The 11,951-nt window shown below is 62.6% G+C and carries 16 protein-coding genes; 14 read left to right on the plus strand and 2 right to left on the minus strand.

Features of this window, described 5'->3' with window-relative positions; translation table 11 throughout:
- The first annotated feature begins 52 nt into the window (after nucleotides 1-52).
- Nucleotides 53-823: a sulfite exporter TauE/SafE family protein gene (locus ACZ89F_RS34600; RefSeq protein WP_476096696.1), complete on the plus strand. Its 771-nt coding sequence runs from the start codon at nucleotides 53-55 to the stop codon at nucleotides 821-823.
- A 35-nt stretch (nucleotides 824-858) separates the two neighbouring features.
- Here the strand turns inward: ACZ89F_RS34600 and ACZ89F_RS34605 are convergent, their stop codons facing one another.
- Nucleotides 859-1,410 carry a DUF2269 family protein gene (locus tag ACZ89F_RS34605; RefSeq protein WP_476096697.1) on the minus strand — a complete coding sequence of 184 codons (552 nt, stop codon included), beginning with the start codon at nucleotides 1,408-1,410 and terminating at the stop codon, nucleotides 859-861.
- A gap of 327 nt (nucleotides 1,411-1,737) precedes the next feature.
- Between ACZ89F_RS34605 and ACZ89F_RS34610 the strand changes: the two genes are divergently transcribed.
- The 9 genes from ACZ89F_RS34610 to ACZ89F_RS34650 all read left to right on the plus strand — a co-directional run bounded on the left by ACZ89F_RS34610 (nucleotide 1,738) and on the right by ACZ89F_RS34650 (nucleotide 7,498).
- Entirely contained in the window at nucleotides 1,738-2,118 is a 381-nt protein-coding gene (locus ACZ89F_RS34610) for a hypothetical protein (protein ID WP_056586451.1), read from the plus strand.
- A 376-nt stretch (nucleotides 2,119-2,494) separates the two neighbouring features.
- Nucleotides 2,495-3,028 carry a protease adaptor protein RcdA gene (gene rcdA / locus ACZ89F_RS34615; protein WP_476096698.1) on the plus strand — a complete coding sequence of 178 codons (534 nt, stop codon included), beginning with the start codon at nucleotides 2,495-2,497 and terminating at the stop codon, nucleotides 3,026-3,028.
- A 218-nt stretch (nucleotides 3,029-3,246) separates the two neighbouring features.
- Nucleotides 3,247-3,756 (plus strand): crossover junction endodeoxyribonuclease RuvC, encoded by a 510-nt coding sequence (gene ruvC, locus ACZ89F_RS34620; RefSeq protein ID WP_476096699.1) that lies wholly within the window; start codon nucleotides 3,247-3,249, stop codon nucleotides 3,754-3,756.
- Between the two features lie 61 nt (nucleotides 3,757-3,817).
- Nucleotides 3,818-4,069, plus strand: a complete 252-nt coding sequence (locus tag ACZ89F_RS34625) for an AbrB/MazE/SpoVT family DNA-binding domain-containing protein (RefSeq protein WP_224700539.1) — start codon at nucleotides 3,818-3,820, stop codon at nucleotides 4,067-4,069.
- Between the two features lie 2 nt (nucleotides 4,070-4,071).
- Complete coding sequence (locus ACZ89F_RS34630) at nucleotides 4,072-4,485, plus strand: type II toxin-antitoxin system VapC family toxin (protein ID WP_476096700.1); 414 nt, start codon at nucleotides 4,072-4,074, stop codon at nucleotides 4,483-4,485.
- Between the two features lie 15 nt (nucleotides 4,486-4,500).
- Entirely contained in the window at nucleotides 4,501-5,121 is a 621-nt protein-coding gene (gene ruvA, locus ACZ89F_RS34635) for a Holliday junction branch migration protein RuvA (RefSeq protein ID WP_476096701.1), read from the plus strand.
- A 1-nt stretch (nucleotide 5,122) separates the two neighbouring features.
- Entirely contained in the window at nucleotides 5,123-5,416 is a 294-nt protein-coding gene (locus ACZ89F_RS34640; protein WP_476096702.1) for an AbrB/MazE/SpoVT family DNA-binding domain-containing protein, read from the plus strand.
- Nucleotides 5,413-6,450 carry a Holliday junction branch migration DNA helicase RuvB gene (ruvB, locus tag ACZ89F_RS34645; RefSeq protein WP_023811851.1) on the plus strand — a complete coding sequence of 346 codons (1,038 nt, stop codon included), beginning with the start codon at nucleotides 5,413-5,415 and terminating at the stop codon, nucleotides 6,448-6,450. The genes ACZ89F_RS34640 and ruvB overlap by 4 nt, the downstream gene beginning before the upstream one ends.
- A 151-nt stretch (nucleotides 6,451-6,601) precedes the next feature.
- Nucleotides 6,602-7,498, plus strand: coding sequence for a metallophosphoesterase (locus ACZ89F_RS34650; protein WP_476096703.1), 897 nt, complete (start codon nucleotides 6,602-6,604; stop codon nucleotides 7,496-7,498).
- 12 nt (nucleotides 7,499-7,510) lie between these two features.
- Here the strand turns inward: ACZ89F_RS34650 and ACZ89F_RS34655 are convergent, their stop codons facing one another.
- Nucleotides 7,511-8,761, minus strand: a complete 1,251-nt coding sequence (locus ACZ89F_RS34655; protein ID WP_476096704.1) for a glycoside hydrolase family 5 protein — start codon at nucleotides 8,759-8,761, stop codon at nucleotides 7,511-7,513.
- A 57-nt stretch (nucleotides 8,762-8,818) separates the two neighbouring features.
- Between ACZ89F_RS34655 and ybgC the strand changes: the two genes are divergently transcribed.
- The 4 genes from ybgC to ACZ89F_RS34675 all read left to right on the plus strand — a co-directional run bounded on the left by ybgC (nucleotide 8,819) and on the right by ACZ89F_RS34675 (nucleotide 11,913).
- Nucleotides 8,819-9,301 carry a tol-pal system-associated acyl-CoA thioesterase gene (gene ybgC, locus ACZ89F_RS34660; protein ID WP_476096705.1) on the plus strand — a complete coding sequence of 161 codons (483 nt, stop codon included), beginning with the start codon at nucleotides 8,819-8,821 and terminating at the stop codon, nucleotides 9,299-9,301.
- A 272-nt stretch (nucleotides 9,302-9,573) separates the two neighbouring features.
- Nucleotides 9,574-10,284 (plus strand): protein TolQ, encoded by a 711-nt coding sequence (gene tolQ, locus ACZ89F_RS34665; protein ID WP_136618418.1) that lies wholly within the window; start codon nucleotides 9,574-9,576, stop codon nucleotides 10,282-10,284.
- 10 nt (nucleotides 10,285-10,294) lie between these two features.
- Nucleotides 10,295-10,747 carry a protein TolR gene (gene tolR, locus ACZ89F_RS34670; protein WP_013529146.1) on the plus strand — a complete coding sequence of 151 codons (453 nt, stop codon included), beginning with the start codon at nucleotides 10,295-10,297 and terminating at the stop codon, nucleotides 10,745-10,747.
- 8 nt (nucleotides 10,748-10,755) lie between these two features.
- Nucleotides 10,756-11,913: an energy transducer TonB family protein gene (locus tag ACZ89F_RS34675; protein WP_476096706.1), complete on the plus strand. Its 1,158-nt coding sequence runs from the start codon at nucleotides 10,756-10,758 to the stop codon at nucleotides 11,911-11,913.
- The last annotated feature ends 38 nt before the right edge of the window (nucleotides 11,914-11,951 follow it).

Raw genomic sequence — 11,951 nt, forward strand, 5'->3', positions numbered from 1 at the left:
TTCTGGGCTATTCAAGCGTCGACACGCTTTCCCTCCGGACCAGTCCCCTCCCATGTCAGGCCTGCTTTTCGATCCGTGGTTCTACGCGGCTGCCATTCCGGCGGTCATTCTGGTCGGCTTGTCCAAGGGCGGCTTTGGCGGCGCTGTCGGCTTCGTCGGCGTGCCGCTGATGGCGCTGACCATGCCGCCGGTCCAGGCTGCCGCCATCCTGCTGCCGATCCTGTGCCTGATGGACATCGTCTCGGTGTGGACATGGTGGGGTGTTTATAACAGAAAGATGCTGGTCGACATGATGCCGGGCGCCGTCATCGGCATCGGCCTTGGCTGGCTGACGGCGGCACTGGTCACCGAAGAGGCGGTGCGGCTGATCGTCGGCGCCGTCGCCATCATCTTCGTCCTGCGCTGGCTCTATCTGCAGTTTCGCCACGGCGCCGATCACGCGGCCGCGCCCAACCGCGTGGCCGCCGCCGTCTGGGGCACGGTCGCCGGCTTCACCAGCTTCGTCGCCCATGTCGGCGGGCCGCCCTTCCAGGTCTATGCCTTGCCGATCCGGCTCGATCCGAAAGTTCTGTCAGGCACCGCCGCGATCTTCTTTGCCGCCACCAATGCGCTGAAGCTGGTTCCCTATTTCGCGCTCGGCCAGTTCGACACCGCCAATCTGACGGCGTCGGCGGTGCTGATGCCGCTGGCGCCGCTGTCGACCATCGCCGGGGCGTGGCTGGTGCGCCGGATGCGGCCGGAAACCTTCTATCCCTTCACCTACGCAACCGTCGCGGTCGTGGCGCTGAAGCTGCTGTGGGATGGCATCGCCGGCCTGATGTAGAAAGGCCGCCGCGCCGCCTTCCCTCACCATCAAGGTCAGGCGGGGCTTGGCACGAGGCGACGGCTGCCACCAAAGGCCAGTGTGGCGCCGACCACAACGACCAGCACCATGCCGGCGAGGATGCCGATGTCATGCACGGTCGGCTTGAGCACCATGTCGGCAACGATGACCAGCATCACCGCATAGTCGAAGCGTGCCGCGCTCATCATGCGCTGACCGATCGCAAGAACGGCTGGCGTGACGCCCTCCTTGGCGATCATCGTGCCCATGCGCTCGCCGGTCGGCTTGAAGATGAACATGCCGATCGAAAAGGTCGTGGCGTAGCCGGCCAGGCCGATCAGAATCCATAGGTCGGAAAAGCCGACCCAGAACCAGCACATGATGAGGCCGAAGATCAGCGTCAGCATCGACATCGGCGCAAAAAACCTGCCGCCCAGTTGGCCGCTGGCGCGCATCGCCTGCAGTTTTTCCTCGATGTTGCCCGCCCGCTCGGCAAGCACGCCAAGCAGGAACAGGACGAAGCCGCCGCCGACCCACAAAATAGCCGTGGCAACGTGAAGGAATTTGACGATCGAGTACCAGTCCATGGGGTTGCTCCTGCAGTGTTCCGGTCAGGTTTGCGGCGGCGCGGATCGGCGCCGGCCGTCAGAGGAGCGGGCGTTTAGCGCGGCGCCTGTTTCGGAACGATGTCGCGAAAAAACCGGCTCTGTTTCAGCGCAATGAAGAAGCGGCTGAGATGGTGAACGCGCTATCTGATTTCCTGCTAATATACGAATCGTCGGGAGGGGTTGGCGCGACATCGTCTGGAAACATCGCCGATGCTAGTGCGCTGACGCCGGGAGCCCGGTGGCGACAACAGTCGCCTGACGATCAACCCATTCCCGCAAACGGGAAAAGGCAATCGAGGGGACATTATGCAAGGGGTAGCACGGAATTTCTTCACGCTGGCGATCATCTATGCGTTGTGCGGCATGGCGCTCGGCATCCACATGGCGATCAGCGAAGACCATGGCCAGATGCCAACGCACGCCCACACGATGGTCGCCGGATGGTTGATGTCGGCGGTCTTCGCCTTTTTCTACCATCTGTTTCCGGCCGTCGGGCAAAAGGTCCTGGCCAAGGTTCATTTCTGGCTGACTGCCATCAGCGGTATCGGGCTCATGATCGGCCTTTACATTCTGCTCGCAGGCAATCCGGGGATAGAACCGCTGCTCGGGATTTCCTCGATCGGGTTCTATGCGGGCATGCTGCTATTTGCCTTCATCGCTTTGCCGGCGGTCTGGAAGACAGCCTGAGCTGAACCAGAGGCAGTGAGGCTGTGCTGTTACGGCACAGGATGGCGGCGTTCGGTCAAAAAACATACCTGCCGTTAAGGCTTCATTAAGCTTTACAGGTGTTTACTATGTTCATCCAGTGATCTGGATTCTTACCGAGTGGTTGGAGCCACTTTGTTTGACGCCTCCCTGTTAAACTCCTGAGAGCCGCCTTATCCGCGGCTCTTTTTTTGTCCGCATTTCAGAAGCGCCCGACGTCGGCTCGCCGTTAACCTTCTGTTAAACATGTGCTTGCCTTCACCGGTGACGAAGCGCATTTTCAAGCTTCAGTCAGATAGGGTTCCGGGTGTATCGGCAGGGAGCCGAATCAGCCGGTTGCAAGTGCAGGGGCGTATCAATGAACGAGCCTTCGAAGGGCAGTGCGAAAACCGTCAAGCTGGCGGAGCGCCGGGTTTTCTCGCAATCCTTCAAACCGCTTTACCAGGAAGGTATGGGCCTGGTCGAACAGGCGGCGGAGTATCTCGACGGCAAGGGCCGGGCCGAGGCGAAGAAACTGTCCAGGCTGGCGGCCACGCTCTATGCCGCCGAATCGATGCGGCTGACCACAAGGCTGATGCAGGTTGCCTCCTGGCTGCTTTTGCAGCGCGCCGCCAATTCCGGCGAGATGACCCGCGACCAGGTCGCGTCGGAAAAGTCCAAGGTGCGTCTCGACACCGCTTCCGCCCATGACGAAGCCGCCGGCTGGGCCGAACTGCCCGAGGATTTCCTCGACCTCGTCACCCGCTCGCTGCGCCTGCAGGCACTGGTGCGCCGCATGGACGAGGAGATCTATGGCTCCGACGCCATGGTCGACATGCAACCGATGGCTCGTCGCCTCAATCCGGTTTCAGACCAGATCAGCCTGCTGAACACGGCTTTCGCCCGGGGTTAAGAGACTGTCTGGAAATTCTACTCCGGCGGCCATCTGATGGCGTTTTCTGCGCTTCCGTTGCTCACGGACCAATGTCCGCTGCGCTACGGTTCTCGAAACCACCACCATATGACTCGCCAGAGCGAATTTCGAAACATTCTCTCGGGCTTATCTCCATTTCGTTTCCGGTTTGTTCACATTTCGCTGGCATCGCTGTGTGCCGGAGGTAAAGTCGGCAAATGGCGGAAGCGATTCGCATCATCGGTATCGATCCGGGGCTTCGGCGCACCGGCTGGGGCATCGTCGAAAGCCTCGGCAATTCGTTGCGCTTCATTGCTTCCGGCACTGTGAAGTCCGACGACAAGGCGGCGCTGGCAACGCGGCTGTGCCAATTGCATGACGGGCTAGCCGAAATCCTGCATAGCGCCATGCCGCACGAGGCAGCCGTCGAACAAACCTTCGTCAACAAGGACGCCGTGGCGACGCTGAAGCTCGGCCAGGCGCGGGGCATCGCCATGCTGGTGCCGGCGCGCGCGGGCCTCGTCGTTGCCGAATATGCGCCCAACGCGGTCAAGAAGGCGGTGATCGGTGTCGGCCATGGCGACAAGAAGCAGATCCACATGATGGTGAAGGTGCTGTTGCCGAAAGCCACCTTCGACACCGAACATGCCGCCGATGCGCTGGCCATCGCCATCTGCCACGCGCATCACCGGCAGAGCGTGGCTTACAGGATGGCGCTGGCCGGGTAGTTATGTTCTTGACTTGTTCACGTAGTTGGAATATTCCTTACTTGTAAGAAAGGTGTGTTTCATGCGTGTGACGAGCAAAGGCCAAGTGACAATCCCACGGGATCTGCGGGAGACATTCGGGATTGGCGCCAACAGCGAAGTCATCTTTGGCATTGAGGGGGGCAAGATCACGATCACGCCGAAGCACGACAGGGGACGGCTGGCCGATCGCGAAAGACTCGATCGTTTTCTCGCTGCGCTTGATCGGCTTGAAGGCAGCGGCGATCAGACAATGAATGCTGACGATGTCATGGCTTTGACTCGGGATCGCTGATCTTGGCGACACTTGTCGACACCAATGTGCTTATTGATATCGCCGTTCGCGATCCCGTCTGGTCGAAATGGTCGCGGTCAAAAATGGCGGCTGCCCTTGAGAAAGGCAGCCTGGTCATCAATCAGATTATCTACGCCGAGTTTTCGATGCGCTATGAGGCCATCGATGATGTCGATGATGCCTTGCCCGAAGATGAGTTTCGGCGCGAAGGGCTCCCATTCGAAGCGGCCTTTGCGGCGTCGAGAGCGTTTTCGGTCTACCGGCGGCTGGGCGGACCTCGAGAGAGAGTGATGCCCGACTTCCTGATAGGTGCCCACGCTGCCATCCGAGGCTACCCCATTCTTACTCGCGATCCCGTAGGTTTCAGAAAGTACTTTCCAGATGTCGAGCTCATTACGCCCGATACCCACCCTTAACGAGGGCTGCATCCAATGATCGGCAAGCTCAAGGGCACGCTCGACGAGATCGACGAGGATCATTGCCTCGTCGATATCCATGGCGTCGGCTATGTCGCCTATTGCTCGGCGCGCACGCTGGCCGCACTGCCTTCGCCCGGCGAGGCGGTGGTGCTGTTTATCGAGACCTATGTGCGCGAGGACATGCTGCGGCTCTACGGCTTCCAGTCGCAGCTCGAGCGCGAGTGGTTCCGGCTGCTGATGAACAATGTGCCGGGCGTCGGCGCCAAGGTGGCGCTGGCCATCCTGTCGACGCTGGCGCCGGCGGATCTCGCCAACGCCATTGCGCTGCGCGACATCGCCATGGTTTCGCGCGCGCCCGGCGTCGGCAAGAAGGTGGCCGAGCGCATCGTCACCGAATTGAAGAACAAGGCGCCGGCCTATGCCGGTTCGGCCTCGGGCACCATCGGCCTGAAGCAGGAGCTTGGCGACGGCGTGGCATCCGCGCCGATCACCGACGCGGTCTCGGCACTGGTCAATCTCGGCTACTCGCGCGACACCGCCGCCAATGCGGTGGCGGCTGCGCTGAAGACGGCTGGCGAGGATGCCGATGCGCCGAAGCTGATCCGTTTCGGGCTGAAGGAACTGGCGCGGTAAAATGGGCGGATATGCAAGCTTGATCTCAACGGGGAGAATTACGATCCCGAAGGATGTCAGAGATCAGTTGTCGATCAAGGCAGGTGACACGATCGCCTGGACGGTTGTGGACGACCGCCTGATCGGGACGTTGCGCAATCTCGATTTTGCCGACCTTGTCGGATTTCTCGGTGATCCAGCTGGCGGTCCCGCGACGTTCGAGGAAATCGACGCGGCGGTCAGGGACGCTGTGGGTCGCGATGGTGCGGATGATACGCAACACGACGGACGGGATGACTTCGGGGTATCAACATGAGCCTGTCGCCCCGCCTGATTGCGCCGGAAAAACGCGGCGAGGATGCCGAGCAGACCTTGCGGCCGCAGACGCTCGACGATTTCGTCGGCCAGGCGGCGGTTCGGGCCAATCTCAAAGTGTTCATCGAGGCCGCCAAGGGCCGCAACGAGGCGCTCGACCATGTGCTGTTCGTCGGGCCGCCGGGTCTCGGCAAGACGACGCTGGCGCAGATCATGGCGCGCGAGCTCGGCGTCAATTTCCGCTCGACCTCCGGCCCGGTCATCGCCAAGGCCGGCGATCTTGCCGCGCTGCTGACCAATCTCGAGGAAGGCGATGTGCTGTTCATCGACGAGATCCACCGGCTGAGCCCGGCGGTGGAGGAAATCCTCTATCCGGCGATGGAGGATTTCCAGCTCGACCTGATCATCGGCGAGGGACCGGCGGCGCGCTCGGTCAAGATCGACCTCGCCCGTTTCACCCTGGTCGCCGCCACCACGCGGCTTGGCCTGCTCACCAATCCGCTGCGCGATCGTTTCGGCATTCCGGTGCGGCTCAATTTCTACACGGTCGAGGAGTTGGAGCAGATCGTGCGGCGCGGCGCGCGCATCCTGCAAATGCCGCTCGGCGACGACGGCGCGCTGGAAATCGCGCGGCGCGCGCGCGGCACGCCACGCATCGCCGGCCGGCTGCTGCGCCGCGTGCGCGATTTCGCCTCGGTCGCCGGCGACGGCCATGTCGACCGCAAGATCGCCGACGAGGCGTTGACCCGGCTGGAGGTCGACGCGCTCGGCCTCGACGCGCTCGACCGGCGGTATCTGTCGATGATCGCCCGCAATTTCGGCGGCGGGCCGGTCGGCATCGAGACGATCGCCGCCGGCCTGTCCGAACCGCGCGACGCCATCGAGGACATCATCGAGCCCTATCTGATCCAGCAGGGTTTCATCCAGCGCACGCCGCGCGGTCGCATGCTGACGGCCAATGCCTGGCGCCATCTCGGCCTCGACGCGCCGAAGGATTTGGCGCAGCAGCAGATCAACCTGTTCCAGGAAGAATAGTCGCTCCTGGCGGTCACGCACGGATCCGCGATCAAGCATCCGTGACCATCTTGCGCAAAATATCCTCATCTTGGTCCGGTTGCCGGCGCAATCATGGATTTTATCGGAGGCTTGCGGCACGCCGCTGCGATCCGAGTGCCGGAGCCATGCAATGATCACCAGACGCGGGTTCCTGCGCTTCATCGGCGGGTCGGTCCTGTCGGTTGCCGCGTTCGGCGCCTATGCGGTCGGCATCGAGCCGATGCTGCTGACGCATGTGAAGCGCTATGCGCTAACGCCGCCGCATTGGCCGGCGGGAATGAAGCTGCGCATCGTTGCGCTTGCCGATATCCATGCCTGCCGGCCGTGGATGACGCCGGAGCGGATCGCCTCGCTTGTCGAAGACGCGAATGCCCAGCAGCCGGACCTGATCGTCTTGCTTGGCGACTACATTGCCGGCATGCGCCTGGTGACGGATCGGGTGACGCCATCGCAATGGGCGGCCGCCCTTTCCGGTCTGAAGGCGCCGCTCGGCGTCCTGTCGATCCTCGGCAACCACGACTGGTGGGCAGATGGCTTCGCGCAGCGCGCCGGGGCCGGCCCGACCATAGCGCGCAAGGCCTTGGAGAAAGTCGGCATTCCGGTGCTGGAGAACGATGTCGTGCGCCTGGAAAAGGATGGGCATGGTGTCTGGATTGCCGGGCTCGCCGATCAGTTGGCCCTGCTACCGACCAGGGACCGCGCCGGCTTCACGGGACTGGACGATCTCGACGGCACGCTGGCCAAGGTCGGCGACGCCTCGCCCATTATCCTGCTCGCCCACGAGCCGGATATTTTTCCGAAGGTGCCGTGGCGGGTCTCGCTGACCCTGTCCGGCCACACCCATGGCGGGCAAATTCGGCTGTTCGGCTATTCGCCTGTCGTGCCGTCGCGCTTCGGCAATCGCTATGCCTATGGCCATGTCGTCGAGAACGACCGCAATCTGATCGTCTCGGGCGGGCTCGGCTTCAGCATTCTGCCGGTGCGTTTTGGAATGCGCCCGGAAATCCTGTCGATCGACCTTGGCTAAATCCAGATCGCCTCAATGAAGCGACCTGATCGCATCCATCACATCCGGCTCGGCCTTGTCGCCGTTGAAGGCGTCAACAATGCCGAAGGCACCGCCATAGCTCCACACCGACCATGAGAAGCCATGTGCCTCGGCGCGCGCGATCATGTCCCTGACATAGGCGGCCCGGAACTCGGCGGGCATCACATAGGCGTTGCCATATTCCTGGCGGATCATGCCGAACTCGCCCAGCGTGACGTTCTCCGGCTTGACACCGTTGGCTTTCGCCCACGCTTCGACCTTTTTGAACGGTGCATCCATCAAGCCGAGCAGCTTGTCGGGGCTGTCCATGCTGGCGACCTGTTCGTCGAGATAGGCAAGCAGGCCGCCCTGCCGCGTCCAAGGCGCCTCGGCCTTGATCCTGGCACGGATGGTGTCGAGCGTCATGTCGAGCTGTGCCTTGGGCATCGCGGTCAACGGATAGGGCAGGCCGGTCACATAGGGGATGAAGTCGCCGGCCCAGGTTGCGCCTTGGTGAGTGAGCAGGAATGGATCGTAGGAATGGAAGGTCCAGATGACGTTGTCGTCCGGGATTGTCTTCGGGTCGATCTTCTCCAGCGAGCTTGCGGCGGAGTAGCAGGCGCCGGTCAGAACCAGGGTCAGTTTCGTCGCCGAGGATCGCGCCGCGGCGAACAGTTTGCGCTGGCGGTCGGGCCACAGGCTGGTGCCGTCGCTGTCGCAATCGACGATCGGTTCGTTCATCGGCTCGAAAGCGACTTGAGCGGGATCTTCGCCAGCCAGCGTGCGGGCCATCCTGCGCACCATCTCGATATAGGTATCGAAGGTTTGCGGGTCGTCCATCACCTGCGCCATGCCGATCTTGCGGCTGCCGCCGGCGGGGATCAGGTGCATGTCGACGATCACCTTCAGCCCGGCGCGGTTGATCATGCGCACCGAGTCCAGCACGCTGGCATAGAGATCGTCGCGCAAGGCCACGGTCTGGCCGGACAGGAAGGGCGAGGGGTCGACCGGCATGCGCAGGAAATCGAAGCCCGCGTCCTTCAGTGCCTTGAGATCGTTCTCCCCAAGGAATTTGCGCCACTCGGGATAGGGCAGGATGGCCTTGGCGTCGCCCCATTGGTCTTCGCCGGGCCATGTGACCCATTGGTCGAGATTGAGGCCGCGCTTCATCGAGAAGCTCGCCGCCTGGCTGGGCCACGCCGACGCGGCGAGCACAAGCATCGCCGCCGTCAAGGTCTTGATCATCGCCGTCAACAGTGCCATCCGATGCTATGTCACGCGGGAAACAGGTGCCTCGTCGGGGCTGAAAAAGGAAGCGCAATGGGCGATCATGGTGAATCGGCGACGCTGCTGGCCGGCATTTCCGGCGCGCTGACGGCGTTCGGCCACCGGCTGATGGCGCGGGTCTATTATGCCGACACCGATTTCTCAGGTGTCGTCTACCACGCACGCTATCTCGAATTCTTCGAACGCGGCCGCTCCGACTATCTCAGGCTGACCGGCGTGCACCACACCGAGCTTGCCGACGGCAAGCATGGCGAAAGAATAGTCTGGGTGGTGCGCCGCATGGAGATCGACTTTCGCGGCCCGGCCCGCATCGACGACATCCTGACGGTCGACACAAGCACCGAGGACATTTCCGGCGCGCGCATCTTCATGGCGCAGCAGCTCAAGCGCGGCGACGAGGTGCTGGTCGAGGCCAAGGTCGAAGCCGCGATCATCGGCGAGAATGGCCGCCCAAGGCGCTTTCCCAAGGAATGGGTGGCGGCGTTCATGCCCAAGGCCTTGCCGGCGGCTGACTAGTCCCATTGTGATCAACGGCGATTGCATGTGCCTTGCCACTGGGCGCGGCAATGCGCCGCGCCTTATATACTAACCCATCCTTAACCATAACGGTTCATGAAGAGAGTGGTGAAGATTGGCGCTATCCTGCGCCTTCCTTTCACCAATATTTGCCCCGAAAAGGCCGACAACGGCACAGTTTGGGGTTGTTCCGGTAGCTTCGTGCGAACCGACCACAAGGGATGCCAGGGGCCAGCCGCCAGCTTCGCCCGGAAAATCTTAAGGACGTAACGATGGAAAATATCGCACTCGCCGACCCGGGCGCGCAATTGTCGGTTTGGTCGCTGTTCATTTCGGCCAGCTGGGTGGTCAAGCTGGTCATGATCGGCCTGCTCTGCGCCTCGGTCTGGACCTGGGCGATCATCGTCGACAAGCTGGTTACCTACGCCCGCATGCGGCTGGCGCTCAACCGGTTCGAGCAGGTGTTCTGGTCAGGGCAGTCGCTGGAGGAGCTTTACCGCACGCTCGCCGACCGCAAGACCACCGGCATGGGCGCCATTTTCGTGGCTGCGATGCGCGAGTGGAAGAAGAGCTTCGAGAAGGGCGCCAAAACGCCGCTCGGGCTGCAGACCCGTATCGACAAGGCGATGGACCTGGCGCTGACTCGCGAAATGGAGAAGCTTGAGGGCCGCCTCGGCTTCCTCGCCACCACCGGTTCGGCCGCACCCTTCATCGGCCTGTTCGGCACCGTCATCGGCATCATGACCTCGTTCCAGGCGATCGCCGGCTCCAAGAACACCAGTCTCGCGGTGGTTGCGCCGGGCATCGCCGAAGCGCTGCTGGCGACGGCCATCGGCCTGCTCGCCGCCATTCCCGCCGTCATCGCCTACAACAAGCTGTCGTCCGACGCGAGCAAGATAGCGGTGCGCATGGAAGGGTTCTCCGACGAGTTCTCCGCCATACTCTCGCGCCAAATCGATGAAAAAGTGGCCCCCAAGGCCTGAGGAGTAGCAGATGGGTATGTCCATGGGCATGGCAGGACGCGGCGGGCGCGGCCACAGGCGGCGCGGCCGTCACCATGCACTGATGTCCGAGATCAACGTCACGCCGATGGTCGACGTGATGCTGGTGCTGCTGATCATCTTCATGGTCGCCGCACCGATGCTGACGGTCGGCGTGCCGATCGACCTGCCTGATACGCAGGCCAAGGCGATGAATGCCGACACGCAGCCGATCACCGTCTCGATCAACGCCGCCGGCCAGATCTATCTGCAGGAAACCGAGATCCCGATCGAGGAGCTGGTGGCCAAGCTGCAGGCAATCTCCAAGACCGGTTATGAGGAGCGCATCTTCATCCGTGGCGACAAGTCCACCGACTATGGCACGGCGATGAAGGTGATGGCCCGCATTTCGGCCGCCGGCTACAAGAACATCGGCCTGGTTTCACTGCAGGAACAGGATCAGTAGACAAGAAGATGAAGACCGGCCTCACCACATCGGTGATCTTGCATGCGGCGGCGCTGACCTTCGGCCTGTTCACGCTGACGGCGCCGGCCGCGCTTCCGTCGTCCGACGTCGAGTCGGTCGCGGTCGACATCGTGCCGATGGAAGCCATTGCGCAGACGCTGCAGGGCGACAAGAAGGCCGTGATGCATGAAAAGCCGGCACCTGTGCCGACGCAGCGTCCGGACATCGTGCCGGATGCGCAGAAGGTCGGTGAGAACAGCGTCGACACCGACAAGCCGATAACGCCGGAAGCCAAGCCGAAGCCGGTCGACATGACCTCGGCTCCGCCGCCCGCGCCAACTCCGATCGAAAAGCCGAAGCCCGAGGACGTGCCGAAGCCGCAGGAAAAGCCGAAGCCTATTCCGGCAACCGAAGTGGCGCCGGCGCCGACGCCCAAGGAAGAGGTCAAGCCCGAGCCGGTCAAGCAGGCAGATCCCAAGCCGACACCGGCCAAGCCGGCGCCGACTCCGCCGCCGCAGGACAAGACCGCTGCGATCGATCCGACGCCCGAGGTCAAGCCTGACGCCGTTGCTGAAGCCATAGCGCAGGAGCCGCCTGCCGAGGCGACACAGCTGCCCGACTCGGCGCCAGCACCTGAAGCCCGGCCGAAGCCGCAGCCGGCGCAGGCCGAAAGCGCCAAGGCGCCGGAACGCAAGGATGCCGACAAGCCGGTCAAGGAAGCCTCGTCGAAGCCGAAGTCCGACGACAAGCAATTCAACGCCGACGAGATTTCCGCTCTCCTCGACAAGCAAAAGCCATCCGGCGGCGGTGCCAAGCGCTCGACCCAGCAGGCGTCGCTTGGCGGCGACAAGGACCAGGGGCAGAAGCTGTCGAGGTCGGAAATGGGCGCCCTTGAAAGCCAACTCGGCGGCTGCTGGACCCTTCCTGTCGGCCTTGAAGGTTCCGAGAATTTCGTCGTCGTGGTGCGGTTCAACCTGGATGCCTCCGGCAAGCTGGACGGGCGCCCGGCGGTCGAAAAGTCGAGCGGAAACCGTCAGTTCGACGAAAGTGCGGTTCGTGCAGTGCAAAAATGCGATGTCACCGGCCTGCAGGTTCCGGCCGGCAAGCAGGACATCTGGGCCGACGTCCGCGTCACCTTCGATCCAAGAGAGATGCTCGGCCTCTAAGGCCCGGGTGTCCGAAAATCAGTACGAGAAGCGAGAAG

It is taken from the genome of Mesorhizobium sp. USDA 3734 (assembly GCF_056279665.1).

Excerpts from the sequence above, each read along its gene's own strand:
- ruvC (WP_476096699.1), top strand. The coding sequence starts at position 3,247 with ATGGCGGAAGCGATTCGCATCATCGGTATCGATCCGGGGCTTCGGCGC.
- ACZ89F_RS34675 (WP_476096706.1), top strand. The coding sequence starts at position 10,756 with ATGAAGACCGGCCTCACCACATCGGTGATCTTGCATGCGGCGGCGCTG.
- ruvA (WP_476096701.1), top strand. The coding sequence starts at position 4,501 with ATGATCGGCAAGCTCAAGGGCACGCTCGACGAGATCGACGAGGATCAT.
- ruvB (WP_023811851.1), top strand. The coding sequence starts at position 5,413 with ATGAGCCTGTCGCCCCGCCTGATTGCGCCGGAAAAACGCGGCGAGGAT.
- ACZ89F_RS34625 (WP_224700539.1), top strand. The coding sequence starts at position 3,818 with ATGCGTGTGACGAGCAAAGGCCAAGTGACAATCCCACGGGATCTGCGG.
- rcdA (WP_476096698.1), top strand. The coding sequence starts at position 2,495 with ATGAACGAGCCTTCGAAGGGCAGTGCGAAAACCGTCAAGCTGGCGGAG.
- ACZ89F_RS34600 (WP_476096696.1), top strand. The coding sequence starts at position 53 with ATGTCAGGCCTGCTTTTCGATCCGTGGTTCTACGCGGCTGCCATTCCG.
- ybgC (WP_476096705.1), top strand. The coding sequence starts at position 8,819 with ATGGGCGATCATGGTGAATCGGCGACGCTGCTGGCCGGCATTTCCGGC.
- ACZ89F_RS34655 (WP_476096704.1), bottom strand. The coding sequence starts at position 8,761 with ATGGCACTGTTGACGGCGATGATCAAGACCTTGACGGCGGCGATGCTT.
- ACZ89F_RS34605 (WP_476096697.1), bottom strand. The coding sequence starts at position 1,410 with ATGGACTGGTACTCGATCGTCAAATTCCTTCACGTTGCCACGGCTATT.
- ACZ89F_RS34650 (WP_476096703.1), top strand. The coding sequence starts at position 6,602 with ATGATCACCAGACGCGGGTTCCTGCGCTTCATCGGCGGGTCGGTCCTG.
- ACZ89F_RS34640 (WP_476096702.1), top strand. The coding sequence starts at position 5,123 with ATGGGCGGATATGCAAGCTTGATCTCAACGGGGAGAATTACGATCCCG.
- tolR (WP_013529146.1), top strand. The coding sequence starts at position 10,295 with ATGGGTATGTCCATGGGCATGGCAGGACGCGGCGGGCGCGGCCACAGG.
- ACZ89F_RS34610 (WP_056586451.1), top strand. The coding sequence starts at position 1,738 with ATGCAAGGGGTAGCACGGAATTTCTTCACGCTGGCGATCATCTATGCG.
- tolQ (WP_136618418.1), top strand. The coding sequence starts at position 9,574 with ATGGAAAATATCGCACTCGCCGACCCGGGCGCGCAATTGTCGGTTTGG.